The organism is Vibrio zhugei (assembly GCF_003716875.1).
Taxonomy (GTDB): Bacteria; Pseudomonadota; Gammaproteobacteria; order Enterobacterales; family Vibrionaceae; genus Vibrio; species Vibrio zhugei.
This window is the reverse complement of record NZ_CP033077.1, coordinates 569,891-594,307: the sequence shown is the minus strand read 5'-3', so window position 1 is coordinate 594,307 and position 24,417 is coordinate 569,891. Positions and strand designations below refer to the sequence as shown.

The 24,417-nt window shown below is 46.2% G+C and carries 25 protein-coding genes; 20 read left to right on the top strand and 5 right to left on the bottom strand.

The annotated features are described in order from the left end of the window. Positions 1 to 155 precede the first annotated feature (155 nt). Positions 156 to 833 (top strand): HAD-IA family hydrolase, encoded by a 678-nt coding sequence (locus EAE30_RS02805; protein WP_123014562.1) that lies wholly within the window; start codon positions 156 to 158, stop codon positions 831 to 833. A gap of 62 nt (positions 834 to 895) precedes the next feature. Then, positions 896 to 1,507 (top strand): LysE family translocator, encoded by a 612-nt coding sequence (locus EAE30_RS02800; RefSeq protein WP_123014561.1) that lies wholly within the window; start codon positions 896 to 898, stop codon positions 1,505 to 1,507. 25 nt (positions 1,508 to 1,532) lie between these two features. Here the strand turns inward: EAE30_RS02800 and EAE30_RS02795 are convergent, their stop codons facing one another. Beyond that, complete coding sequence (locus EAE30_RS02795; RefSeq protein ID WP_123014560.1) at positions 1,533 to 1,751, bottom strand: hypothetical protein; 219 nt, start codon at positions 1,749 to 1,751, stop codon at positions 1,533 to 1,535. 246 nt (positions 1,752 to 1,997) lie between these two features. On the opposite strand from EAE30_RS02795, the gene EAE30_RS02790 reads away from it, so the two are divergent. From EAE30_RS02790 to EAE30_RS02780, 3 genes are all read left to right on the top strand, one after another. After that, complete coding sequence (locus EAE30_RS02790) at positions 1,998 to 3,641, top strand: sensor histidine kinase (protein WP_123014994.1); 1,644 nt, start codon at positions 1,998 to 2,000, stop codon at positions 3,639 to 3,641. Positions 3,642 to 3,644: 3 nt separating this feature from the next. After that, the gene (locus tag EAE30_RS02785) at positions 3,645 to 4,379 is read left to right on the top strand and encodes a LytR/AlgR family response regulator transcription factor (RefSeq protein WP_123014559.1); all 735 of its coding nucleotides are present in this window, start codon (positions 3,645 to 3,647) and stop codon (positions 4,377 to 4,379) included. A gap of 150 nt (positions 4,380 to 4,529) precedes the next feature. Then, on the top strand, positions 4,530 to 5,798 hold the full coding sequence (locus EAE30_RS02780) for an L-lactate MFS transporter (protein WP_123014558.1): 1,269 nt from the start codon (positions 4,530 to 4,532) through the stop codon (positions 5,796 to 5,798). Positions 5,799 to 5,834: 36 nt separating this feature from the next. On the opposite strand, the gene EAE30_RS02775 is transcribed toward EAE30_RS02780, so the two are convergent. Next, the gene (locus EAE30_RS02775) at positions 5,835 to 7,676 is read right to left on the bottom strand and encodes a putative bifunctional diguanylate cyclase/phosphodiesterase (protein ID WP_123014557.1); all 1,842 of its coding nucleotides are present in this window, start codon (positions 7,674 to 7,676) and stop codon (positions 5,835 to 5,837) included. A 107-nt stretch (positions 7,677 to 7,783) separates the two neighbouring features. After that, positions 7,784 to 8,251: a dCMP deaminase family protein gene (locus EAE30_RS02770; protein WP_123014993.1), complete on the bottom strand. Its 468-nt coding sequence runs from the start codon at positions 8,249 to 8,251 to the stop codon at positions 7,784 to 7,786. Positions 8,252 to 9,109: 858 nt separating this feature from the next. Between EAE30_RS02770 and EAE30_RS02765 the strand changes: the two genes are divergently transcribed. From EAE30_RS02765 to EAE30_RS02755, 3 genes are all read left to right on the top strand, one after another. Next, on the top strand, positions 9,110 to 9,688 hold the full coding sequence (locus tag EAE30_RS02765) for an exopolysaccharide biosynthesis protein (RefSeq protein WP_241967529.1): 579 nt from the start codon (positions 9,110 to 9,112) through the stop codon (positions 9,686 to 9,688). A gap of 30 nt (positions 9,689 to 9,718) precedes the next feature. Continuing rightward, positions 9,719 to 10,123, top strand: a complete 405-nt coding sequence (locus EAE30_RS02760) for an OsmC family protein (protein ID WP_123014556.1) — start codon at positions 9,719 to 9,721, stop codon at positions 10,121 to 10,123. Between the two features lie 148 nt (positions 10,124 to 10,271). Then, positions 10,272 to 10,838: a sugar O-acetyltransferase gene (locus EAE30_RS02755; protein WP_123014555.1), complete on the top strand. Its 567-nt coding sequence runs from the start codon at positions 10,272 to 10,274 to the stop codon at positions 10,836 to 10,838. Between the two features lie 4 nt (positions 10,839 to 10,842). Here the strand turns inward: EAE30_RS02755 and EAE30_RS02750 are convergent, their stop codons facing one another. After that, positions 10,843 to 11,739 carry a cation efflux transmembrane domain-containing protein gene (locus EAE30_RS02750; RefSeq protein ID WP_123014554.1) on the bottom strand — a complete coding sequence of 299 codons (897 nt, stop codon included), beginning with the start codon at positions 11,737 to 11,739 and terminating at the stop codon, positions 10,843 to 10,845. Positions 11,740 to 11,911: 172 nt separating this feature from the next. Beyond that, positions 11,912 to 12,790 (bottom strand): LysR family transcriptional regulator, encoded by an 879-nt coding sequence (locus EAE30_RS02745; RefSeq protein ID WP_123014553.1) that lies wholly within the window; start codon positions 12,788 to 12,790, stop codon positions 11,912 to 11,914. Positions 12,791 to 12,982: 192 nt separating this feature from the next. Between EAE30_RS02745 and EAE30_RS02740 the strand changes: the two genes are divergently transcribed. From EAE30_RS02740 to EAE30_RS02685, 12 genes are all read left to right on the top strand, one after another. After that, complete coding sequence (locus tag EAE30_RS02740; protein WP_123014552.1) at positions 12,983 to 13,564, top strand: class I SAM-dependent DNA methyltransferase; 582 nt, start codon at positions 12,983 to 12,985, stop codon at positions 13,562 to 13,564. A gap of 183 nt (positions 13,565 to 13,747) precedes the next feature. Next, the gene (locus tag EAE30_RS02735; RefSeq protein ID WP_123014551.1) at positions 13,748 to 14,356 is read left to right on the top strand and encodes a thermostable hemolysin; all 609 of its coding nucleotides are present in this window, start codon (positions 13,748 to 13,750) and stop codon (positions 14,354 to 14,356) included. Then, on the top strand, positions 14,353 to 15,822 hold the full coding sequence (locus EAE30_RS02730; RefSeq protein WP_123014550.1) for an AMP-binding protein: 1,470 nt from the start codon (positions 14,353 to 14,355) through the stop codon (positions 15,820 to 15,822). The genes EAE30_RS02735 and EAE30_RS02730 overlap by 4 nt, the downstream gene beginning before the upstream one ends. A gap of 10 nt (positions 15,823 to 15,832) precedes the next feature. Beyond that, on the top strand, positions 15,833 to 16,510 hold the full coding sequence (locus EAE30_RS02725) for an iron-containing redox enzyme family protein (protein WP_123014549.1): 678 nt from the start codon (positions 15,833 to 15,835) through the stop codon (positions 16,508 to 16,510). A gap of 9 nt (positions 16,511 to 16,519) precedes the next feature. Continuing rightward, positions 16,520 to 17,329 carry an SDR family oxidoreductase gene (locus EAE30_RS02720; RefSeq protein WP_123014548.1) on the top strand — a complete coding sequence of 270 codons (810 nt, stop codon included), beginning with the start codon at positions 16,520 to 16,522 and terminating at the stop codon, positions 17,327 to 17,329. 15 nt (positions 17,330 to 17,344) lie between these two features. Continuing rightward, the gene (locus EAE30_RS02715; RefSeq protein ID WP_123014991.1) at positions 17,345 to 17,989 is read left to right on the top strand and encodes a tetratricopeptide repeat protein; all 645 of its coding nucleotides are present in this window, start codon (positions 17,345 to 17,347) and stop codon (positions 17,987 to 17,989) included. After that, positions 17,989 to 18,645 (top strand): response regulator, encoded by a 657-nt coding sequence (locus EAE30_RS02710; protein ID WP_123014547.1) that lies wholly within the window; start codon positions 17,989 to 17,991, stop codon positions 18,643 to 18,645. Before EAE30_RS02715 ends, EAE30_RS02710 begins: the two co-directional genes overlap by 1 nt. Then, positions 18,635 to 20,050: an ATP-binding protein gene (locus EAE30_RS02705; RefSeq protein WP_123014546.1), complete on the top strand. Its 1,416-nt coding sequence runs from the start codon at positions 18,635 to 18,637 to the stop codon at positions 20,048 to 20,050. Before EAE30_RS02710 ends, EAE30_RS02705 begins: the two co-directional genes overlap by 11 nt. 589 nt (positions 20,051 to 20,639) lie before the next feature. Then, positions 20,640 to 21,194 carry a diaminobutyrate acetyltransferase gene (gene ectA, locus EAE30_RS02700; protein ID WP_123014545.1) on the top strand — a complete coding sequence of 185 codons (555 nt, stop codon included), beginning with the start codon at positions 20,640 to 20,642 and terminating at the stop codon, positions 21,192 to 21,194. Positions 21,195 to 21,203: 9 nt separating this feature from the next. Continuing rightward, entirely contained in the window at positions 21,204 to 22,469 is a 1,266-nt protein-coding gene (gene ectB, locus EAE30_RS02695) for a diaminobutyrate--2-oxoglutarate transaminase (RefSeq protein ID WP_123014544.1), read from the top strand. Between the two features lie 18 nt (positions 22,470 to 22,487). Then, positions 22,488 to 22,874, top strand: coding sequence for an ectoine synthase (locus EAE30_RS02690; protein WP_123014543.1), 387 nt, complete (start codon positions 22,488 to 22,490; stop codon positions 22,872 to 22,874). 53 nt (positions 22,875 to 22,927) lie between these two features. Next, positions 22,928 to 24,373, top strand: a complete 1,446-nt coding sequence (locus EAE30_RS02685) for an aspartate kinase (RefSeq protein WP_123014542.1) — start codon at positions 22,928 to 22,930, stop codon at positions 24,371 to 24,373. Positions 24,374 to 24,417: the final 44 nt, after the last annotated feature.

Sequence of the window (24,417 nt, the reverse complement as noted above, 5' to 3'; positions counted from 1 at the left end):
GATACCGATAACTTGGTCACTAAAAACTGTCAGTATTGTTTTCTTTTGACAGGGGTCGTAACAATTGATTAAGTCTGTTTCTTTATCGGTGTGACGCTTTGCACAGGTGCAAGGGGGTAGTATGATACGTATTTTATATCAAGGGGTTACTCTCAATGCAGACAACAGGGATATTCAAAGCGGCGCTCTTTGATCTCGATGGCACACTGATCGATTCATTAGCCGCAGTGCAGCGTTCATGGACATTATTAGCTCAGCGGAATCAACTGGATGTCGATACGGTGTTTTCCGTGATACACGGGCGCCCTGCTCGCGAGTCTCTAGCGTTATTAATGCCAGAAAAAACGTCGGCTGAGATTGATAAAGAGATGAGTTGGTTAGAAGATCTTGAAGCCAATGATACGCAAGGCACGATTGTCTTGCCCGGGAGCGTTGAGTTTCTTGAAACATTAAATGCTCATCAAGTGCCATGGGCCATTGTTACATCTGGTACCTTACCTGTGGCGATGGCGCGGATTCAGGCCTCTGGAATTCCTAAGCCCGCTTGCGTCATTACCGCCAATGATATTACACAAGGGAAACCTCATCCTGAACCGTATTTATTGGGCGCAGAACGATTAGGTGTCGCGATTGAAGATTGCATGGTGTTTGAGGATGCGCCAGCGGGTATTGAATCGGGCCGCGCAGCCGGTGGGCAACTGATGGCCATTCTCAGTCATTACAGTCAAGACGTATTGCAGGTAGAGCATGCCGTGACCACGATTGATAAGCTGACTCTACTCGAGCATGAGGCTGGTGATGCTCAAGCAAAGCGCTGGACGTTGACTTACTAATCAAAAAGGACAGAGAAAGTGCGCGCAATGTGCTTTCTCGCTAGGAGTAGGGTGAAAAAACAATGACACTGACCGAATGGGGCTCTTTATTTTTGGTTTGCTTACTCGGTGCCATGACACCTGGCCCCAGTTTAGCGATGGTCATGAAGCATAGCCTATCGGCAGGCTATAAAAATGGCTTGGCGACGGCGTGGGCGCATGCGGGTGGGATTGGTCTTTATGCGCTGATTACCATTGCCGGACTGGCCGTCTTGCTTCATCGCAGCCCGCTGGTATTTCACGTCATCACTTATGCTGGCGCGGCTTATCTTGCCTATCTTGGTGTGAATGCGTTGCGCTCGCGTGGTGGTATTGCTGAGCGAATGGCGACAGGTCAAGTGGTGAGCCTGTGGCAATCGGCTAAAGAAGGGTTATTGATTTCACTCTTGAATCCTAAAATCGGTCTGTTTTTTATCGCGTTATTTAGCCAATTTATATCCACTGGGCATGATGCCGTGAGCCAAGGTCTGATTGTGCTTACGCCCGTGGTGGTTGATGGTCTGTGGTATACACTGATCACGTTACTATTATCGTATGCAGGCATACTGAAAGTGTTGAGAAACAATGCCGTATTGATCGATAGATTGTCTGGCGTGGTCCTCATTGCATTAGCATTACGTGTGGTGTGGGGATAAGTGATGAAAGTAAGTCATCCATGACCTACTTGCGATGGATTTCTTCATATTCGCCCTCGATGACGGTATGGGTATTATCATCTTGTGACTCTTGCGCATTTTTTGGCTGATGAAAGGTATTTCGGTTGAGCTTTTTACCTGATATAGCAGCCAGTATTGCTAAGGGCACGGCAATAAATAGGCTAAATGCCAAGGCAAAGAACGCGACAACGATGGTGAGCATTGCAACTATGAATCGGTTCATAAAAAACCCCTTTTTCGTTTCTTGAGTATGAACTGTAGCAAAGGCGATATGAATTCAACATGAATACGCGTTTATTTTCTAGAAAATTTTCGCCAACAATGGCCGCGTAAGGCCGCGGGGTGGGCAGTGTTATGGCATCATCGCCCACTTTTTTGACGTAACACGGGGTGAGAGCGAGAGTTTTTCTCTACCATAATGTGGGTTCCCTCACTCACTATAGGATCGAATGTGTATATTGAACAACTCATGATGTTGCTGGCGGTGTTCGAGCGAGCCGCGTTAATGCTTATGACGCTTTTCTTACTAACACGGACCCATTTATTTCAAACGATCGTGATCAAACGTCACCGTCGTCCCTCGGAAATTGCGATAGTGTCCGCCTTGTTTATTTTCTTTGCCGTCTTGAGTACCTATACCGGCGTTCATGTCTCTGGCTCGTTAGTCAATGTCCGTATTATTGCCATTATGTCGGGCGGTATCTTATTTGGTCCGTGGGTGGGTATCCCCGCGGGGATCATTTCCGGTGTGCATCGCTATTTGATTGATATTGGTGGGCCGACCTCAATGGCCTGCCTCATTAGCAGTATATTAGCGGGACTTTTAGCAACCTGGATTCATTTGCGCTGTGCTAAAAAGCAATATGCCAAGTGGGGGATTGCGGCAGGTATGCTGTGTGAAATGATCACCATGACGTTAATTTTGCTCTTGAATGACGATGTGGTATTGGCCCAGTCGATTGTCCGTGACATTGCGATTCCTATGGTGCTCGGCAGTGTGTGTATTGGGCTGATCATTACGTTAGTACAAGATTTAGATGAAGAAAAAGACAAAGTGGCCGCGGTGCAAGCCAAGCTGGCTTTGAACATTGCAAATAAAACACTGCCGCATTTTCGTAAAGCTGATCGAGAATCGTTAATCAAAGTGTGTGCGATTATCCGTAGTGAAACCAACGCTGATGCGGTGGCCATTACCGATACTCAGGATGTCAAAGCTTATGTCGGGGTCGGGCAGGAAAACTATTTGGATGCCCACCACAAGATCAGTTATATGACGCAGCAGGCTGTGAATCTTGGGAAGCAGATCATCAGTAATGACCTAAATGTGCATGATTTTCATTCCTTGCTGATCATTCCTTTATGGGAAAATGGCCAAGTAACTGGCACGTTAAAAATCTTTTACTGTCAGCCTCATCGTATTCGCTCTTCATTACGTGAAATGGCGATTGGCTTGTCACAATTGATTTCAACCCAGATCGAAGTATCAAAAATTGAACAGTTGAAAACCATGGCCAGTAAAGCCGAATTTTCCGCGCTACAAAATAAGATCAATCCTCATTTCTTGTTTAATGCCTTAAATGCCATTTCGACTTTAGTCCGAATTCAGCCCGATAAAGCGCGCCAGTTAATCGCCAATTTAGCGGACTTTTTACGTTTTAATTTAGAGAAGGGCGAGAGACTGATTGATATTTCTGAAGAAGTTCAGCAAGTTAGAGATTATGTGGCCATCGAACAAGCACGCTTTGGCGATAAGCTGGACGTGATTATCGATGTGGATCCCATTCACTTTCTTATCCCGCCATTATTAATTCAGCCGCTGGTGGAAAACGCCATTCAGCATGGTGTTGTGCCTCTGGGGGCGCCGGCACAAGTAACCATCTCGGTGAAGCAAGAGGATGGGCGCGCCAAAGTGACAGTGAAAGACACCGGTCTGGGAATCAGCCAAGATATTATTAATAAAGTGTATCAAGGGACCATGGATAGTCATCGCATTGGTTTAGTGAATGTTCATCAACGCGTCACATTATTATTTGGCGAAGGGCTGATGATTCAACGCACTAATCCGGGCACGGAAATTGGTTTTTATATTAATACGAGTAATACAAGCGAATAAGTTATGCTAAGAGCAATCATAGTTGAAGACGAATATTTAGCACGAGAAGAACTCTGTTATCTGGTTAAAACCTACAGTGATATTGATGTGGTTACCTCCTTTGCTGATGGGTTAGAGGCGTTTAAATATTTGCAGCAAAACCAAGTGGACGTGGTGTTTCTCGATATCAATATACCGTCTATTGACGGCATGCTGTTAGCTCGCAATATTCATCAGTCGGCACAACCGCCTCTCATTGTGTTTACCACTGCCTACAAGGAATTCGCGGTGGATGCCTTTGAACTCGAGGCCTTTGATTATTTACTGAAACCGATCAATGAGGCACGCGTTAAGCGCTTACTGAGTAAACTGGAAGAGACCGCGTCGGCCAATCCCACATCGCCTACGAGTGAGGTGCCTGCCGCCAAGCCTACGACAATTAACTTGATGCATGAAAGCCGTATTCGGGTGACTGGGGTCGAGCAGGTGCGTTACGCGGTGGCGCATGAGAAAACCACGCGAGTCTATACCGCAGACGGGGAGTTTTGTGTGCCTTATCCCATCAGTGAATTGATGGAGAAATTGCCGCAACCGCCTTTTTTTCGCAGTCACCGTTCCTATTGTGTCAACGTCACTTGTATTGAAGAGATCATCCCTTGGATGAACAGCACCTACATGTTGAAACTGATCGACAGTGACGAAAAAATTCCCGTTAGTCGCAGTAATTTGAAAGCGTTCCGCGCGTTGATGAATTTGTAATTCATGCCGAAATAATGCAATTCATTCCCTAGAATTGCATTTCATTTTATTGTTGTTTCAAACGCTTGTATCGCGTGTTTTTGCTCGTATTCTGAAGATAACAACGGTGGATTCCCCCACTTTCCCATTAGGTATCTTTGGAGTTTTGCTATGAATAACCAGCTTTCCAACACACGAAGACTGCTGACTTTAGCCGGCACGGTTCTCACCCAATTTGCGCTAGGGTCTGTTTATACATGGAGCCTTTTCAATTCTCCATTGGCAGATAAACTCGGCACGCCAGTCAATCAAGTGGCTTTTTCCTTTGGTATTTTAAGTTTGGCCCTTGCGGTGGCGTCTTCATTGTCCGGTAAGATGCAAGAGCGTTTTGGTGTCCGCAATGTCACCATTGGTGCTGGTCTCTTGTTGGGGGCGAGTTTGTTACTGACCGCTCATGCCGACAACCTTACTATGTTGTATCTGTTTGCGGGCTTGCTGGTGGGGTTTGCTGATGGTACCGGCTATCTCATGACTTTGACGAACTGTGTGAAATTGTTCCCTGAGCGTAAAGGGTTAACATCGGCATGCGCGATTGGTGCTTATGGATTGGGGAGTTTGGGCTTCAAGTACATCAATCTGTACTTGCTGGAACATGTGAGCTTAGAGCAAGCGTTCACGATTTGGGGCGGCGTCGCGATGGTAATGGTGATCATCGGCGGATTAATGATGAAAGATGCACCGAAACAGCAGCCAACGGCGGCGCGAGCTTCCTCCGAGGCGGTTTCGCAAGCGAAACAGGCTTACGATTACACCTTGCCGCAAGCGATGAAAACATCACAATTTTGGTTGTTGGCGATGATGTTTGTCACGGTATGCATGTCTGGTTTGTATGTCATTGGTGTAGCGAAAGATGTGGGTCAACAGTACATGCATTTGAATGCAACAACCGCGGCGTCAGCTGTGGCAGTGATTGCTGTATTTAACTTGTTAGGCCGTTTAGTGCTTGGTGTACTGTCTGATAGAATTGCTCGCATCCGTGTATTAGCGCTGGCATTAGTCGTGTGTTTCGTGGGTGTTTCATCGTTACTGTTTTTGCATTCCCACGCGATCAGCTTTTTCATCGCGGTTGCGTGCATTGCCTTTAGCTTTGGTGGCACAATCACTGTTTATCCTTCACTGGTTAGTGACTTCTTTGGCCTGAACAACATGACAAAAAATTACGGCGTGATTTATTTGGGCTTTGGTATTGGTAGCTTCGCAGGTTCCATTGTTGCGTCTTTATTTGGCGGTTTTGCCGCAACGTTTTATTTGATGCTCGCGTTGGTGGTCGCTTCTCTCGTAGTCGCATTAACCATTCGCATTCCGGGCAAACCTGTTGAACATACGAATGCCACTGAAGCTGGGGAAACCTCTACCTCGCGCATCAGCACTGATCCTTGATAGTCAGTGACATTGTCTTGAGAAAAGAGCCGAAATTTATCGGCTCTTTTTTTCTGTGTTTGGATCGTCAGGGGTGGTGGATTGAATGCGCGCCATGAATGCGTCAGGGGGCAGGGGCTTGGCGTACAAATACCCTTGATAAAAGTCACACTGCTCACTGGCGAGCATATCTCGCTGGGCATCAGAGTCGACTCCCTCGGCAATAATCACTTTATTCAAATTCCTTCCCAGTTGAATGATGGTTCGCACAATCATGTGGTCGGTTTCATTGGTGATGCTGTCATCGATGAATGATTTATCTATTTTTATTACATCAATCGGTAGCTGCTTAATATAGTTGAGTGAAGAATAGACGGTACCAAAGTCATCAATCGAAATGGTAATACCGAGGTTACGCACCGCTTTGCAGGTGTCGATGACTCGTTCAAAATCGGTCATCATGGTGGTTTCTGTGATTTCTAGTTCGAGGTACTGGGCGGGTAACTGAAATTCGTCGAGTGCGTTTTGTACAATTTGACAGATATCGTCGTATAAAAATTGGATGGTGGAGACATTGACGGCGATACGTATTGGGACACCTTGTCGTCGCCATTCACTCGCTTGCCGGCATGCGGTACGAATAACCCAACGCCCTATCGGGACTATCTGGTGGCTTTTCTCTGCGATCGTAATAAATTCATCGGGGAAAATGGTGCCTAACGTTGGGTGTTGCCAACGGATGAGCGCTTCTGCATGTGCGACAGTATTGTCGGACAGTGAGACTTTTGGTTGATAATACAGCGCTAATTGATTGTTCATGAGCGCATAGCTGAGCTCCTTTTCAATTTTATGCTGTCGTTGTGTCTGTTGTTTTAGGTGGTCATCGAACCACTGTGTCTTATGTTTTTCACTCTCTTTCGCATAATACATCGCCACATCTGCGTTGTGATACCAAGTTTGCACATTATTGTCTGCGTGTTTGAGTAACGCGATGCCTAAGCTTGCTTTCACAAAATACTGGTTATTATCCACTTGATAATGATCATCGAAAATCGCATGGATCCGGTCAATGAGATGCTGAGTGGCATGCTCAATGGCGGTAGCGTTATAGAGAATCAAAGCAAATTCATCGCCACTTAACCGGTACACACGGGTAGGGTTGTTGGCGTCTTGTTGTTCGCATAGGTCATCAAGGTGGCGGTATATTTCAATAAGCAGCTGATCGCCAGCATTGTATCCCAAACTGTCATTAATGCGTTTAAAGTTGTCCAAATCGATCACCACTAACGCATACATGGCGACACACTCAGGTTGGTCTTGAATTGAATCTAAATCTTGTTGGAATGCTTTGCGATTACGAGCTCTTGTCAAAAAATCGGTCAAACTGTCTTGCCGATACTTCATCATCTGCAAGGTTAAACGTTTGCGGTAATAAACGGTAAAATTGGCCAGAATCGTGATGGATAATAACGTAAGTGAGTGTTCAAACATCGCTTGGGAGTGTAACCAGTGTTCGAGCGTTAAGGTGCTGGATAATAAGATGCAGGCACTGGCAATGGGCCACCAACTGCCAGGAAAGAGCACCACAAAGCAAATAGGAAAGAGATAATACTCAATTTGCCATGATGACTGTTGAATGGGGTGAATGCCTGTGGCGATGCCCATTATCAGCAGCACCGTGACGGCCGCCAAGTACTTAATGACGGGGTGAGTGGTAAAGAAACAGATGAGCAACCCAAGGCATAGGGTGATCGGCACAGTGATCAAAAACACCATTGAGTAATGACTCGCGTAGCGGATCAAGCTTAAACAAAATAAAGTAACCGCAATCAAGAAAAAAGCAGAGACCGCACTGCGGTAGGGCGTAGAAAACCGTCCGTGTCTTGGTGTTAATAACATGCCAAATCCTGTGTTATGAAGAAAGGCGAAAACACCATTTCGCCTAAGAAAATGGGTAAAGCTATCTGTAATGGTTACATGATGGCATTCATCGAGAATCGCGTGAATTATGCTTGATCGACGGTAATGACTGATTGAAGCTCGCTCCGTGGAAGCCAGTGCACTTTGACGCCTGCCTGTAAAAACATTTCTTGGCTGACTTTGATCTTATCTCCCCAGCGAGAAAGGAATTCTTCTGTTTGTTCAGGGCAAAATACAGCCGCGATGCCAGTTTGAATGATTTTCGCGGCACAGTTCGGACATGGGAAATGGGTGACAAATAATTCACATCCATCTAAGTCACGTTTGGCAAACAAAATCGCGTTTTCTTCGGCATGTAATGTTTTGAGATATTTCATATCCCGGTCGTCGGTATTCGCGCTGTCAGAGATGCCGTGGGGGTAACCGTTAAACCCGACAGACACGATACGATTTTGTTTCGTGATTACGGCTCCGACTTGTGTTGAAGGATCTTTGCTCCAAGAGCCTACCAATTCTGCCATTTGGTAAAAGCGCTGTGCCCATTTAGATACCATCATATATTCCTCACTTATATCGGACATAAAAGGCGCCGATTCATTACATAATGTCGTATAAATATTGAACTTTGTGCAATATTTCGTTACGTCTTCTATTCTATTTTTTATGGGCTAGAAAAGCGATAGAAATAGTAAAGAATCCGCACTCATGGTGAGTGTTTATGCACTATTATGGTTCACAATCGCACAATCAGCGTGAAAAATGGCTAATGTACCATTGTTTTTGTGAGAGATCTCTTACAGAGCGCGTAAGATTTAGCAGTAATGATCGTACTGTTTTTTCATATTCCCCCACTAACTAACTGTTTATTAATATTAATTTAACTTGTCCTATTTTGGTGCGATAAAATTTTTTTTCGTCTGATTGTCAGAAAATTGTAATGACGTAATCTAAACACATCGGCAGGACGCTGATACGAAAGAGAGATGTTCCAAGGATTGGTCATCTTCAGGAAGAAGATAGGGTATTTCAGGAAGAAATATCAGCAAGGAGCAAAAATTACCGGATTTGAGTTCACTAGGATTGTAGCGAGAGAAGAAGGTAATGAGTCATGGATGATTTGGCTGCCAGGATGGCAGTGACAGGGACACCGCTAGGATGGCGATGAAAGGGATTGCGCTGAAGGAATCAGCCATGATCAGGGAATAGATGCAGGGAGCACATTCGTAGCTGGATTGCTGCAAGTAAGGATTGACCCCGTCGAGTTTAGGCTTGGCGGGGTTTTTCTCATTTAGGACGTCGTCAAAAAAGGCTTTGTTGTCTCGATGGTTGCCAAAGTATCGAAGATCTTGCTAATGTGCTGCTCCTTCTGCCAGCCTAGGCCGAAGTATTATGAATTTTTAACCGGTGGTCATGTGGAAAAAACATCTGTTTTTTTGTTACGTCTTGTCAAAGAACATCCTAAAGCATCGATCTCAATTGGCGATTTGCTTGAGTTATTAAAACGTCGCTCTTATGGTGCCTTACTTATCATGCTGAGTTTGCTTGGGTTTATTCCGGGGATTTCTTTTTTCGCTGGATTTGCCATTTTTCTGTTAGGACTGCAGCTGGCGCTTGGCTTTTATGCCCCTCGTTTGCCAAAGTTTGCGAATAAGCGAGAACTCAATCAGCAGAAAACCTTACATTTCATCGAAGAACTACAACCTTGGCTGCATAAGCTGGAACGGTTTGTTAAACCTCGTTGGGATTGGCTTTCTTCTGAACCAGTACGTCGCTTATTGGGTGCTCTGATTTGTGTGTTAGCTCTGATGTCTGTTCTTCCTTTACCCTTCATCAACTTCGCACCGAATTTTGCGGTTATCTGCTTATCTTTAGGGATCATTGAAAGGGATGGACTGTGTATTCTGGTTGGATCGCTGTTAAGTGTTGGGGCGCTTTGGATTGGCTACCTTCTCGTTCGTGTAGCGTTCGAATCCTTAATGTTGGTATTATAGTGGTTTTAGTGAATCGAAGGTGACATAACAATGGAAGCACAAGTCAAATGGGTCGAAGGGTTTAAATTTCTCGGTCAATCAAATTCGGGTCATTCAGTGGTCATGGATGGGAATGGCGGAGCGACTGCGCCCAGCCCGATGGAAATGGTGATGATGGCCGCAGGCGGTTGCAGTTCTGTTGATGTTGTCGCTGGATTAAAACAAGCCGAGCAGACCGTTTATTCGTGTAATGCTAAAATTACCAGTGAACGTCGTGAAACCGCCCCACGTTTGTTTACCGCAATGAACATCCATTTCGAAATCTCTGGTGAAAATTTAGATGAAGCGGTCATTGAAAAAGTGACGGCAGATTCCCTGCAAAAATATTGCTCGGTGTGTTTAATGCTAGGAGAAGGGGTATCAATGACGCATAGCTGGAGCATTGTTAGCGAGTAATCGTATCCAACTCATTGATGATAACCATGCTAAGCCGAATGCGATGCCGCATTCGGCTTTTTGTTATGTCAAAAGGTGATGAGGCCAGTATCATCAAAGGGGAAAACGACGTAGCGTGTGCGCAGAAAAATCAATAGGGTGTAACACAATGAGTGAATTAGAAAAAATGCTGCAAGGGCGTGAGTTTGATGGCAACTCTCAAGAGCTGATTGACTTGCGGCGTTCTGTGATGAAACTGAAGTTATCCATCAACCAATGTTTGGATGATACTCAGCGCCGAGTATGGCAAGAGCAGTTATTTGGGCATTTTGGGGCAGGCAGTATTGTGCAGGTCCCTTTTCATTGTGAATTTGGACAAACCATACATATTGGTAATCATAGCTTTTTAAACATGAACATCACCATGCTTGATGGCGCGCACATTACCATTGGCGATTATGTCCTTGTGGGCCCTAATACGCAGTTTTATACGCCGACCCATTCATTTGATCACCGTTCGCGGCGTAATTGGGAAGCCACTTGTTTGCCGATTGTGGTTGAAGATGATGTGTGGATTGGTGGGAATGTAGTCATCACACAAGGCGTGACTATCGGCGCTCGCTCTGTGATTGCGGCGAATTCTGTTGTGACAAAAGATGTGCCGCCTGATTCGCTGTATGGTGGAACCCCCGCACGGTGTCTTCGTCAGCTAGAGAATCACCCAGACGCGTGTTAGACGATTAACACGCGACATTTAAGGTCAGTTGTAATTTCAGTGGGAGCTGACTGAGGCGGTTTTGCAGAGCGTGGCGAGTGTGTTCAATTTCACGCATCGCAATGTTGTCATTTTTTTTGGCGACGATATTAATATCGACCCATAGCTCGCGACCCACTTTGGTCAATCCCGCTAAACACAGTGTTTGGCCGGTTTCTTGATAGGTGGCAGTGATGCCATTTTGTACACGAGAACAAATGTCTTTATCCGGGGCCATCATTAAGATTTCTCGCATCGCAGTTTTTACCATCACGGTGGGCACTTTGACAAAATAAACGCCCATCATCAGCATCATGATCGGATCAACATAGGCCGCGTACTCCGCCCAAGGGGTCATGGTTAATCCCCATGCCACGATAAACGCCATAGCCACGATCACACTTAACCAGGTGTCCATTTTCCACTGCGCAATTTCGGCTTGAATCAAGGCCGAAGACGATGTTTTGCTCATGCAGGCTAACTTCCACCAAGTCAGGCTACATCCGAATACGCTAAACACCCCAAATGCCATCGCCACGCTCGTGTCCATGACGTGTCCGCCTTGCAGCAAATCCATTGCCGAAGAGTACAGCGAGTACACCACTAACGCTAAAATCGCGAAGCCTTTTAAGGCAATGCTGATCGGTTCCAACATCGCGCGCCCGAACTGAAAGGTTTGATCGCTGGGTTTTTCGATCAATTTGCTGACGGTCAGTGAGACCAAGGTGAGCAATAGGCTGATTGATGAATACAGCCCGTCAAAAGCGATGACAAGAGAATTGACAAGCAGACCGACCAGGAGACCACCGGCTGCAAAGGCCATTGCCATGACGGCAGAAACCATGAGCACGTGTTTTTCACTAGATTGAGTTGTTGAAGACATGATGTATTACTCTTAGACAATTACGTCTATTCTGGTGTTTTTTTGCGCTTAAGCAATCAAGCTTTTTGAATCAAGAAAGAGATTTTGGGTAAATTTTTTTAAAAACACTATTTTTCAATGAGTTATATTTGATATTGAGCGCCAAAAGTTTTGACGCTCACTGATGCAGACACTAAAAGTCAAACAAGAATTCACTTAATTTATCAGAGAGCCACGTGACCGCGGGAGACTCTTTGACGCCAGAAGGTAAGAACATACAAAAATCTTCTTGGGTAAGACCGTAGGTATGTTTGATTACCGTTAAAGTCTGTGCACGCAGATGACTACGAATGAGTGGTTCTGGCAATACGCCCCACGCATTATCGCTCAGAATGGTATTCAAAATATATTCAAAGCTCGAAAAACCAATATAACGACGACTGAATGGCTCGAGACTTGGGTTGTCTTTGTCGGTCAAATAGACCATCACGGCTTGCATCGATTTACGCAGCTCATCATCGTCAACGCGTTTGATTTTCGCTAGTGGATGGCCGCTTTTGCAGACCGACATCATGCGAAGTTTGCCTAAAGGTTGGTAAACGACGCGGGGCTCATCCAATTGTTCATAATCGACACCAAACGCCAGATCCACTTGTGCAGTGGCCACTAAATTGGTTAAGTCTCCACTGGAGGCGAGCACCAAATTGAACGAGGTATTAGGAAATAACTGACTCAGCTGAGTGGCAATGTCATGCCACAACGTATCGGGTAGCGAATCATCACGGGCAATCCACATTTCGGCGGCAAACTCACCAGTGGCTTCAGAGCAGGTAAGTTTGATGCGATTGGCGGTATAGAGGATGTGCTCGCAATCTTTATAAATCGCTTTACCCGCTTCCGATAAGGACAAGTGATTACCCGTGCGAGAAAACAGCGCCGTATTGAGCTCTTTCTCTAAGGATTTGAGCGACATACTTAATTTCGTTCGGTTGCAATCTAACTGACGAGCGGCTTCCGAAATGGATCCTGTATCAGCAATGGTACAAAACGCTTCAATTTGCGATAAATTCATAAGGCTTCATGCGAGTAGATGATGAGAAAATCATACCCAATTTTACGCGTATTCGCCATTGAGTTAAGTGTAACCTAGGGGGGAGTATTTTTTAATTAGCTTCAAGAAACTGATCTAACTCGGTGAAGTTTCTCTGGTTTTGGTTTATTCTAGCAATATTGCCTGAATGCAAAACGTAACACGGAGGCCACAATGGCGTATAACTGGGATCAATACGCAGCAGAGTGGGAACAAGCGACATCCATTACTGCCTTTGCGCATAATGCGTTTCAACAACTTAAAGAGATGATTGACCTCTCCGGAAAGCATGTCTTAGATTTTGGTTGTGGGACAGGCCTACTGACACAGTATATGGCCGCTCATGCGAAGGACGTCGTGGCGTTGGATGGCTCGGAATCCATGATTGAAGAGCTGGATAAAAAAGCGTTGAGTAATGTTGAGCCAGTGGTGGACGAATTATCCCGTGGGCTTGTCGCCCAGCATCCCGCTTTTCGTAAACAGTTTGATCTGATTGTGGCGTCGTCGGTATGCGCTTATCTCCCCAATCGTCCTGAATCCATGTCGATTATTCACTCGTTACTAGAAGAAGGCGGGGTGTTCATTCATTGGGATTGGTTAGCTGAAGATGCCATTGCCGAGGGGGAAATGCCTCATAGCCAAGCTCGTCAAATGATGGAGCAGGCTGGCTTTCATGATGTCGCAGTACAACACGCTTTTTCTATTCCCGATGGTGAGCAGCTACGTCCTGTGATCATGGGAATCGGGTACAAGTAACACCGCCTCACCTAGTGAGGTTGGGTCATCGAGTCAACGCAGCCATTGGGCTGCGTTTTTTGTTTCTGCTTCATGCCAATCTGCCTACTTATTTTGCCTCATCCATTATTTTTGTTTTCTTAAGCTTCTCTTAAGTTAACCGCTTTACTCTCTTAAGTATTCCCAGAGTGAGGAGCGGTATTTATGCAGCCACTAACGGTATTGAAACGCCTTAATTTACACCGTATTGATGCTGACCATGAGCGGCGAACCGAAGTCGAGCACTACGTATCTCAGCGTTACGCCGCCGCATTCCATGCCGATTTACAAGAATTTATGCCGGAATTTTTAGTGATGTTGGATGCCAATGATGACATTCAATCTGTATGTGGATTTCGTCGTGCACAACATGACGCTTTGTTTCTTGAGCAATATCTGCCGCAACCCGCGGACCGTATTTTAGCCGACAAATTGGGCACTCAGGTTGAGCGCGATAAGCTGGTGGAATTCGGTCAACTGGCTTCCTTTTCTCATGGTTTTTCGTTGCAGCATTTTTATCTCGTGCTGCAAGCGTTGATGGCGGATGGGTACCGTTGGGGCATTTTTACCGCCACCGATCCCCTGTTTGCCATGTTGCGTCGTTTCGGGTTAGAGCCGACCATTTTGGCACCAGCACAAGCCGTGTGCATTCCCGATTCGACTCGAATCTGGGGAACCTACTACGACCATTGTCCGCGGATTATGGCGGGAGATTTATCCGTTGGCATCGAGCAATTGGAACAACGGTTAGCACGTCGAGGCCTGTATTTATGAACGTATTATTAAAAGCAATTGAACACGTCGTGAGAGCTCAGCCGAACGAGGTTGCCTTTACTGGCGTATTAAATGGTGAGTTAGCCACGTTAAGCTATCAACAATTTTGGCAGCACGCCAATGACGTCTCACAGAGACTGAGAGCGCTCGGCTGTAGATGTATCGCCTTGCGAGAGCAGAACGGATTACCGTGGGCGGTGATCGATATCGCAGCGCAACTTGCGAATGTCGTGTTGGTGCCTGTCCCTCATTTTTTCTCTGATTCGCAAGTCGCCCATCTTCTCAGTGACAGCGGCGCTGACCTCCTTATCGGTGACTGGCATGTCAACGATCTTACGGGGCATGGTATTGAGTCTATCGCCCCGATATATGGCCTGTCGGCTATGCGGATTGCCAGTGAGCAAAGTGAACTGCTCCCAGAGACATGCAAAGTTACGTTTACCTCTGGTTCAACCGGACAACCGAAAGGGGTCTGTCTTAGTGCCGATAACCTATATCGCGTTAGCCAGTCGTTGGCGAATGTTGTGAGGCCGACGGTGAACAATGGGGCGCACCTAGCCGTCTTGCCTTTGGCGACGCTCCTAGAAAATATTACCGCGATTTATGTGCCGCTCTTACTCGGGCAATCAAGTGTGTTGTTGTCAGGTGCGCAGGTTGGCTTGAAGGGGTCAAGTCAATTCGACCCAGCCACGTTTGCGACGGCGTTAGCGACGCATCGGCCGAGCAGCGTCGTATTAACGCCAGCGCTGCTTGAAGTGTTAGTCGCGCTGGTCGAGCGCACGCCAGAGTTAGGTCGGTGTTTTCAGTTTATCGCCGTTGGGGGCGCGCGCGTCTCGTCGTCCGTGATGGCTCAGGCTCACCGTCTCGGTCTACCGGCGTTTCAAGGATATGGATTATCGGAATGCGCGTCCGTTGTCAGCGTGAACACGCCGACGCATACGTCGATCGATTCCGCCGGTCAAGTGCTGGAACATCAACAAGTTCGCATTGATGAACAAGGACAGCTATGGGTCACAGGCAATATTGCCCTAGGTTACATCCGCGAACCGTTTACCGAGCAATGGCTTGCCACTGGCGATCTCGCGCAGTTGGATGAGCACGGTTATCTCACGATTACTGGGCGCGTGAAAAACCAATTAATCACCGCATATGGGCGTAACGTCTCGCCGGAGTGGGTCGAGGCCGAAGCGCATGGCTTTGCCTCATTGCGTTCGTTGGTGGTGGTTGGCGATGGGGAAAAGTCACTCACTGCAGTGGTGGTGCATGACTCTCCGGCGGATGTTATGCGCGATCTTCGCTTGTTAAACCAAGGCTTACCCGATTACGCACAACTTAAGCACTGCTTATGTCTTGCAGACTACCCCCAAGATCGACCGTTATGGACGGCGAATGGCAAACCGCTTCGCCCCAATTTTGAACAATGGGCCAATGACCAAAGACACAGCATCATTACAATTGGCCAATAAGGATTATCATATGTCTACATTTTTCGAACAATTGAATCGCGATACCGCTCAAGCTCAGCAAACGCTGCTCTCGGCGCCTATTTTTGCAGATTGTCAGCAAGGTCATATTCAATTATCACAATATACCGCTTTTCTCACGCAAGCGTATCACCATGTGAAACACACGGTACCGTTGTTGATGGCGTGCGGTGGACGTTTGCCCGTCGATTATGAATGGTTACGTGCGGCATTAGGTGAGTACATTCGTGAAGAAATGGGTCATCAAGAATGGATTCTTGCCGACATTGCTGCTTGTGGTGGCAATGACGATGATGTCCGACATAACCGTGGTGCGGGCAAAGTGTGCACGTCAATCGAGCTGATGATTGCGTATCTTTATCATCACATTGATCGCGGTAACCCGTTGGCGCTTTTCGGTATGGTTTGGGTGTTAGAAGGCACCAGCGTCTCCACGGGCGGCGCGATGGCGCAATTAATTCAAACGCATTTAGGCTTGCCTGATGAGGCGATGCGCTATCTCAAATCGCACAGTGAGCTCGACCAAGACCACATTCAATTTTTTGAATCATTGATGAATCGGATTAGCGATCCTCAAGACCAAGCCGTCATCATTGATAGCGCGAATATGGTGTTCCAGTTATACGCAGGCATGCTGCGTGAGCTGACTGATAACGTTGCGACGCAGTAGGAGATCATGATGGATTTAGCGAATAAGCGTATTTTGATCACGGGCGCGTGTGGCGGTATTGGCAGTGCGATTGCCGATCATCTTGCTGAGCATGGGGCTAAGCTCGTCTTAGTTGGACGCTCGCAAGCGAAATTGGAGTCCTTGAAAACGCGCCTCATGTACAGCGATTACCATCAAATTATTGTGACCGATTTATCGAGCTTTGCTGGGTTAGATACCATTAAGGCCGAGGCTCAAGCCATCACAGAGGTTGGCGGAATTGATGTGGTGATTAACAATGCGGGATATAATCAATTTGACTGGCTATCACACCGTCAACCGCGTGAAGTGAGTGATGAATTATTTCTTAATTTGACGTCTCCGATCTTATTGGCACAGTCATCGTTAGAATGGCTCAATCGGCCCGGTATTATACTCAATATTGGCTCGACACTCGGCTCGATTGGACACCCAGGTTACAGCAGTTATTGCGCGGCCAAATCGGGTTTGCATCGGTTTAGCGAAGCCCTCGATCGTGAATTACAGGGAGAAGGGATTCGAGTCTTGTACCTCGCACCAAGGACAACGTCAACCTCACTTAACTCATCGCTGGTCGAACAAATGAACGCCGAACTTGGCAACCAGAGCGATCCGCCGATTGTGGTGGCGCAGCATGTTCGCAAAGTGCTGAAAAAAGAGATCGCGCAGCGCTGGATTGGATCACCTGAAAAGTGGTTTGTGAAAATTAATCAGTGGTTTCCCTCTCTTGTGAGTCGGGAATTAAAAAAACATCAACAGACGATCGCGCGTTTTATTCAACGTCGCCATCAAGAAAATTAGGATGTCATTATGCGCATGAATAATTCTATACTCACTTGTTTTACGACGATGACACTGAGCATGCTGGCGGCCAGTTCTGTCAACGCGGCGACGATGGATCCATTACGCTCGATTCAGCACCGCTGGGCTCAGTGTCAGTATAAAATTAAAGATAGTGATACGCAGGAAGCCTGTTTTGAACACTTGATTAAGGATAATCAGCAGGCGACGGCGCAAGCACCGCAACGCAGCGATTTGAAAGTGTGGTTGGCCATTAACAATGCCTCTCTTGCGGGAGCAAAAGGGGGATTGGGCGCACTGTCTTATGTGAAAAAAGCCAAAGCGTTATTGGAAGAGGTGATCAAAACCGATCCCACCACACTGAATGGTTCTGCCTACACGACACTCGGTTCGCTATACTATAAAGTACCAGGGTGGCCGATTGGTTTTGGCGATGACGATATGGCTGAAACAATGCTGAAAAAAGCCTTAGCGATTAATCCACAGGGCATTGATCCCAATTATTTTTATGGGGATTTTTTAGTCGACCAAGGTAAAGACCAACAGGCGATTGCGTATTTTAAACGGGCGCAGCAGGCCCCAGCGAGAGCGGATAGACCGTTGGCGGATCAAGAACGACAAAAAGAAATATCGAAAAAACTGAAACAGTTGGAGCAGTGATGCGTTTATTACTTGTAGAAGATGATGTGTTGCTTGGGCAATCCATGGTGGAAGCGTTAAATCGCTCCGGCTATACCACGGACTGGATTGAAAAAGGCAAAGATGTCGAGATGGTGTTAAAAACCGAGCAGTTTGTTTCGATTGTGCTTGATTTAACCTTACCCGATATTGATGGGCTGGAGGTGTTGCGCCGTGTCCGTCGTGCGGGACATACCCTGCCCATCCTGATCCTCACCGCACGGGATGATATTGAAGATCGTGTCAAAGGTTTGGATGGTGGTGCGGATGATTATCTCGTTAAACCGTTCGCGTTAGAAGAGTTGTTGGCACGTTTGCGCGTGATCATTCGGCGTCAGTCGGGGTATTGTGAAACCAATCTGTGTATCGGTGATTTGGTGCTATCGTTATCGGAGCAGACCGCAACGTATCAGCAAAATAGACTGAAACTCACGAACAATGAGTTTAAACTGTTGGCGACATTAATGACCTCAGCGGGACGCGTTTTGAGTAAAGAACAGCTCTCCCAGTCATTACATGGGTGGGATGATACGGCCAACGAAAAGACCATTGAAGTCCATATTCATAATTTACGTAAAAAAATGCCGCAACAATTCATCAAAAATATTCGCGGTGTAGGATATATCATTGAAAAATAAATCGCCGAATGGCTTTTCGATCAAAAAGCGACTGACGTGGTCAGTCGTTTTGCTGGCGAGCTGCTTGATCTTAGTGTCGCTTGTCTTCAGTTACCTCGGTTCTCGGCATGAGATCCGCGAAGTTTATGATGCTCGTTTGGGGCAGGAAGCCAAAATGGCGTTATTGAGCTTACCGCCAGTGATTGCCCACCTCGATACCCCAGCGTCGAAGAAACAACTGACCGACTGGATGGGCCAGCTTGATCGCAATTCGAAAGCCAACGGCGGCGAAGACCCCACCAAATACGGCCACCCTTATGAACGCAAGATAGTGATTCAATACTATCGAGAAGGGCGGTTATTGTGGAGTTCACTTCCCGAAATCGGTCCTCTCAGCAAGAGTGCCGAGTTTCAAGGATTCGGGTATCTCAAGGCGCATGGAACGACATGGCGCTATTTTCAGCTTCCCTTAGTGAACAGTGAAGATTATGTGTTAACGGCTGAGAAGCAAGCGATACGTCATGAAATGATGAACGATTTAGCGTTTTCCACCGCGTTACCGCAGTTAATTTTGATTCCTTGTTTGGCGGTGTTGATGGTGATTCTCATCAACAAATTGCTCTCACCATTAACGGATTTACGAGAGTCTATTCGCGAACGCAGTATTGATAAGCTCGACCAGATTGAAGTCCCCCAAGCGACTCAAGAGCTGACACCGCTAGTAGAAGCACTGAATCGTTTATTGGTGGAATTAGAAAGTGCTTGGGCAAGGGAAAAGCGTTTTACGCGCATGGCCGCGCATGAACTGAAAACACCATTGACGATCTTACGTCTTAACGCCGAGAATGCCTTGGCAAGCCAAGATACAACCCACCTTAAAAACTCGTTAAATAATATCTTGTCTGGTATTGATCGTACTGACCGATTAATACAGCAATTGCTGATGTTAGCACGTGTCGAGAGTGTCAACGGCATTGCCTTTGAATCCATCGATGTGTATCCGCTGCTACAAGCGGTCTTAGCCGATATCGCTCCGATGGCGCTTAAGCGAGAACAAGAGCTCTCACTGGATGGCTCCTCTCAGGTCATTCAAGGGGATACCGCGTTATTGCGTATTTTGTTCACCAATCTGATTGATAATGCGATTCGTTATTCGGGAAATGGTTCACAGATCACCGTGGGTGTGACGCGTACCGACAAGCACATTGTGATTTCTGTCAGTGATACGGGCCCAGATCTGACAGAAGACGCGCGTAATAAACTGTTTGATAACTTTTATCGCGCCAATACAGAACGTGGCGATGGGGCGGGTTTAGGTATGTCGATCACACGAGACATTGCCCGTTTACATCATGGTAATGTACGTTTATTACCACGCTCTAATCATCAAAATACTTTTGTGATTGAATTAGCCCTCAACGATTAATAGTAAGCGACGCTATCATGTGGGGAAGACTCACATGATGCGTTGTCCATTCAGCCTTTCCTCGTTATCCCTTCTTATTTTCCCACATAAAAAAAGAGCCAACCGTAAGGTACGATTGGCTTATAAATATGTGAACAAATTGTATTCACTAACAACGTCAGTTGGCTAGGTGACCTTCGGCTTAATAAAGGTCACTTTTATTAATGCATTATGTGTGCCAACTTTTAAATGCCATTTGGGAACGAAATCACGCATTTAAAGGGGGTTTTGGCACTGTGTGGTCTGATTTTTCATAATGTCTTTGCAAAATGAAAATGCGTAATGCGAATTAATGTAAAAATGCTAGTGACAAAAAACTTATCTAATCGGACTAAGTGAGGATTAGGGAATTCTGTTATGTTTATGATTCAAAACATTTGTACTCTAATGTGAATATTGTTATCTATTAATTTATTTTTATTTAAATCAATGTATTATGTTTTTATGTGATTTTTTGCGATCAATATCATGTTGCAATTCCGAATTACTTTGATAAGTTATAAAGACAATTTGTTTAGAGTTCGAAATTTTAGTCATCGCGGGAGGCGATATGGTCATACAAACAGCATGGACAGCATGTCCGAACTGGATAGATAGCGCTCAAAATAGTTGGGTGTTACGAGCTCCTAGTCGTGAAGACGGTAGTACGGTGCATGCACTGATTGCCCTCTGTCCGCCTCTCGATGAGAACTCGGCTTATTGTAATTTTCTCCAAGCGTCCCATTTTGCCAACACTTGTATTCTTGCTGAAATGCATGAGCAATGTGTTGGGTTCATTTCTGCCTATCGAAAGCCAAGTGAACCCAATGCGTTATTCGTATGGCAAGTGGCGGTGCATCCTGACGCCCGCGGTCAAGGTTTGGCGTATCGCATGCTGAGCACGTTATTGCAGCGTGAGAGTGTCAGTGATGTTGAGTATTTAGAAACCACAATAACCAATGATAACCAAGGTTCTTGGCGTTTGTTTCAAAAACTCGATCGTGAAATGGGCGAAGACGGAGAAGTGACCACGTTTCTTGATACGGCGCGTCACTTCCAAGGAGAGCATGATACGGAGTACTTGTATCGCATACCTCTGAAATCATCATTAACTGATAAGGAATAATCGTTCATTATGGATATTTTTAAGCAAAAAGAATCCAACGTCGTGTCTTATGCCACTCATTTCCCTGTGACTTTCGCTCAAGCGAAAGGGTGTTGGTTGTATACCCAAGATGGCAAAGCTTACATCGATTTTTTAAGCGGAGCTGGGGCTTTGAACTACGGACATAATAACGCAATACTGAAACAAGCTTTACTTGATTACATTGACAAAGATGGCCTGACCCATGGCTTGGATCTTCAATCCGAAGCCAAAGCCGACTTTCTCAGTGCAATGCAGCGGTATATTTTATCTCCACGCCAGTTAGATTATAAAATTCAGTTCACTGGGCCCACCGGTACCAATGCCGTCGAAGCCTCAATGAAGTTAGCGCGTAAGGTGACTGGGCGACATAGCATTGTTTCGTTCACCAATGGCTTTCATGGATGTACCTATGGCGCGTTATCTGTCACTGGTAACTCTCACCATCGCGGCGGCGCGGGTATGGATTTAAATGGTGTCACACGGCTACCTTATGACGGTTATGCGGATGTCGATGGTTTGGCCCTGTTTGAAACGATGCTAGCGGACGCGTCATCGGGGTTAGACAAACCTGCTGCGGTTATTCTAGAAACCGTGCAAGGGGAAGGGGGACTCAATGTCGCGTCAAACGCTTGGCTACAACGGTTAGAAAAACTGTGTAAGGCCAACGAAATCTTATTGATTGTCGATGACATTCAGGCTGGATGTGGACGAACCGGCACATTCTTCAGTTTTGAACCTGCAGGCATTACGCCGGATATTGTCACGCTATCAAAATCCATTGGTGGTTATGGATTGCCGCTTGCCATTGTTTTATACAAACCGCAATACGATGTATGGGAGCCAGGCGAGCACAACGGCACCTTCCGTGGCAATAACCACGCCTTTGTAACGGGAGCAAAAGCGTTAGAAACTTACTGGGAAAATGATGAACTCACGACCCATATCCAAGCGCGCAGTGAGCAAGTTAATAAGACCATTCAGCATCACCTGAAAAGCTATGCTGACCTCTTTGTCGCTCATAAAGGGCGTGGTTTGATGCAAGGGATCGAGTGTAAAAATGGCGACATGGCAGAGCGGATTACCGACGCGTGTTTCAAACAAGGTTTGGTTATTGAAACCGCGGGTCCAGAAGACGAAGTGATTAAATTCTTTTGTCCATTGACCATCAGTGAAGCTGAGCTTGCTCAAGGACTCAATCTATTTACTCGCGCGGTGGCAAATGTCGCACCGACACTCATGAAGAAAGCCTCATAATTAAATAGGGAGATAACGATGATTGTTCGAACATTACAAGAATGTGAGCGTAGTGAGCGTCGTGTTGTAGCGAAAACGTGGGAAAGTACCCGTATGCTACTTAAAGACGACAATATGGGATTCTCATTTCATATCACGACCATTTATAAGGGAACGGATACCCATATTCATTATAAAAACCATTTGGAGTCGGTGTATTGTATTTCCGGTGAAGGCAGCATTGAGGTGGTCAACGGCGAAACGTATCCAATCCAACCCGGCACATTATACGTACTCGATAAACATGATGAGCATTATCTGCGTGCGAATAAGAAAGCGGATATGGTGATGGCTTGCGTGTTTAACCCGCCACTGACCGGGGCCGAAACTCACGATAAAGATGGCGTTTACCCTTTGGTTGACTGAGTGGACATCAGGAAATGATGTTACCTTCATGCAATCATTAAAGGAGAATTCTCATGTCACACACCGTAGAAAAAATCGGTGGTACATCAATGGCGGCCTTTGACGCCGTTTTAGATAATATTTTATTAAAGCCGAAGAATGTATATCAGCGTATTTTTGTCGTCTCTGCCTTTGCTGGGATTACCGATGCGCTTCTAGAATGTAAAAAAACCGCTCAACCTGGTATTTTCCGTTTGGTGGAGCAGCAAGATGAAGCGTGGGAAAGTGCGCTGGAAGACTTGCGAGATCGTTTATTACTGATTAACGATAATATTTTTGCTGACCCGATGTTGCGTCAAGAGGCCGATGAGTTTATCAATGGTCGTTTAGATGATACGAAACAATGTATTCAGCATATCCTGACCACTTGTCAGTATGGTCAATTCTCACTCGAGCAATACCTACCCCAAATCCGCGAATTTATTGCGGCGCTGGGTGAAGTGCACAGTGCCTTCAATACGGTACTAAAACTGCGTTCGCTCGATATCAATGCGGTGTTTATTGATTTGTCCGGCTGGGAGCAAGACGATGCATTACCGCTCGATGATAAGATTAAACATGCGTTTCAAGCGATTGATCTTTCGAACACGTTGCCGATTGTGACTGGCTATACGCAATGCGAAGAAGGGCTGATGGATACGTACGATCGAGGATATAGCGAGATGACATTTAGCCGTATTGCCTCGTTGTTGCATGCTAAAAAAGCCATTATTCATAAGGAGTTTCACCTAAGCAGTGCCGATCCCAAATTGGTGGGAATGGAGCGTGTACGGGTGATGGGAAAAACCAATTATGATGTTGCGGACCAGTTAGCGTGTTTGGGTATGGAGGCGATTCATCCCAATGCCGCTGCCGGTTTACGTGAGCAAGGCATTGAGCTGGTGGTTAAGAATACGTTTGACCCTGATCATCCGGGGACCAGTATTACGGACCAATTTGATGTTCAGCCTCCTCGGGTTGAAATCATTGCGGGCCAAGAGAATGCTTATGCATTGCACTTTTTTGACCAAACCTTAGTCGGGCGCTTTGAAGATGTGGCGGCGCACATTGGGGCCGATATTGCGGAATACGGTGTGCACCTAATCAGTAAAGAAATGAATGCTAATTCAATTACTTACTTTTTAAGTGGTTCACAGCAAGCGATTGATCAGGTGATTTCATCCGCGCAATCGGCCTATCCGCACGCGACGGTGTCGGTGTTACCGGTGGCGATTATTTCCGCCATCGGCGCTTGCTTAGAAACCAGTCCCTTATTAGCCAGTGGGATTCAAGCATTGGCAAAACACGATATCGAGCTGATTTCTGCCCACTCAACATTACGCACGGTGAATGTTCAATTTATTGTCAAAGCGCAAGAGTATGGTCGTGCTGTGCAGGCGTTGCATCAAGCGTTAATTGAGGAAGTCGACGAGGCCATCAACAAATCCATTTATGCTTCGTCATCGTCCAAAGCCGCTTAGATAGAGGGCAGTTCGATTGTTGCGACAAGCGGTCGCGCCATAAA

Bases quoted from the DNA above. Each gene is read 5' to 3' on its own strand.
- EAE30_RS02790 (WP_123014994.1), top strand. From the start codon at position 1,998: ATGATGTTGCTGGCGGTGTTCGAGCGAGCCGCGTTAATGCTTATGACG.
- EAE30_RS02715 (WP_123014991.1), top strand. From the start codon at position 17,345: ATGAATAATTCTATACTCACTTGTTTTACGACGATGACACTGAGCATG.
- EAE30_RS02735 (WP_123014551.1), top strand. From the start codon at position 13,748: ATGCAGCCACTAACGGTATTGAAACGCCTTAATTTACACCGTATTGAT.
- EAE30_RS02770 (WP_123014993.1), bottom strand. From the start codon at position 8,251: ATGGTATCTAAATGGGCACAGCGCTTTTACCAAATGGCAGAATTGGTA.
- EAE30_RS02800 (WP_123014561.1), top strand. From the start codon at position 896: ATGACACTGACCGAATGGGGCTCTTTATTTTTGGTTTGCTTACTCGGT.
- EAE30_RS02750 (WP_123014554.1), bottom strand. From the start codon at position 11,739: ATGTCTTCAACAACTCAATCTAGTGAAAAACACGTGCTCATGGTTTCT.
- EAE30_RS02755 (WP_123014555.1), top strand. From the start codon at position 10,272: ATGAGTGAATTAGAAAAAATGCTGCAAGGGCGTGAGTTTGATGGCAAC.
- EAE30_RS02725 (WP_123014549.1), top strand. From the start codon at position 15,833: ATGTCTACATTTTTCGAACAATTGAATCGCGATACCGCTCAAGCTCAG.
- EAE30_RS02795 (WP_123014560.1), bottom strand. From the start codon at position 1,751: ATGAACCGATTCATAGTTGCAATGCTCACCATCGTTGTCGCGTTCTTT.
- EAE30_RS02785 (WP_123014559.1), top strand. From the start codon at position 3,645: ATGCTAAGAGCAATCATAGTTGAAGACGAATATTTAGCACGAGAAGAA.
- EAE30_RS02775 (WP_123014557.1), bottom strand. From the start codon at position 7,676: ATGTTATTAACACCAAGACACGGACGGTTTTCTACGCCCTACCGCAGT.
- EAE30_RS02745 (WP_123014553.1), bottom strand. From the start codon at position 12,790: ATGAATTTATCGCAAATTGAAGCGTTTTGTACCATTGCTGATACAGGA.
- EAE30_RS02740 (WP_123014552.1), top strand. From the start codon at position 12,983: ATGGCGTATAACTGGGATCAATACGCAGCAGAGTGGGAACAAGCGACA.
- EAE30_RS02690 (WP_123014543.1), top strand. From the start codon at position 22,488: ATGATTGTTCGAACATTACAAGAATGTGAGCGTAGTGAGCGTCGTGTT.
- EAE30_RS02760 (WP_123014556.1), top strand. From the start codon at position 9,719: ATGGAAGCACAAGTCAAATGGGTCGAAGGGTTTAAATTTCTCGGTCAA.
- EAE30_RS02710 (WP_123014547.1), top strand. From the start codon at position 17,989: ATGCGTTTATTACTTGTAGAAGATGATGTGTTGCTTGGGCAATCCATG.
- EAE30_RS02730 (WP_123014550.1), top strand. From the start codon at position 14,353: ATGAACGTATTATTAAAAGCAATTGAACACGTCGTGAGAGCTCAGCCG.
- EAE30_RS02780 (WP_123014558.1), top strand. From the start codon at position 4,530: ATGAATAACCAGCTTTCCAACACACGAAGACTGCTGACTTTAGCCGGC.
- EAE30_RS02720 (WP_123014548.1), top strand. From the start codon at position 16,520: ATGGATTTAGCGAATAAGCGTATTTTGATCACGGGCGCGTGTGGCGGT.
- ectB (WP_123014544.1), top strand. From the start codon at position 21,204: ATGGATATTTTTAAGCAAAAAGAATCCAACGTCGTGTCTTATGCCACT.
- EAE30_RS02805 (WP_123014562.1), top strand. From the start codon at position 156: ATGCAGACAACAGGGATATTCAAAGCGGCGCTCTTTGATCTCGATGGC.
- ectA (WP_123014545.1), top strand. From the start codon at position 20,640: ATGGTCATACAAACAGCATGGACAGCATGTCCGAACTGGATAGATAGC.
- EAE30_RS02685 (WP_123014542.1), top strand. From the start codon at position 22,928: ATGTCACACACCGTAGAAAAAATCGGTGGTACATCAATGGCGGCCTTT.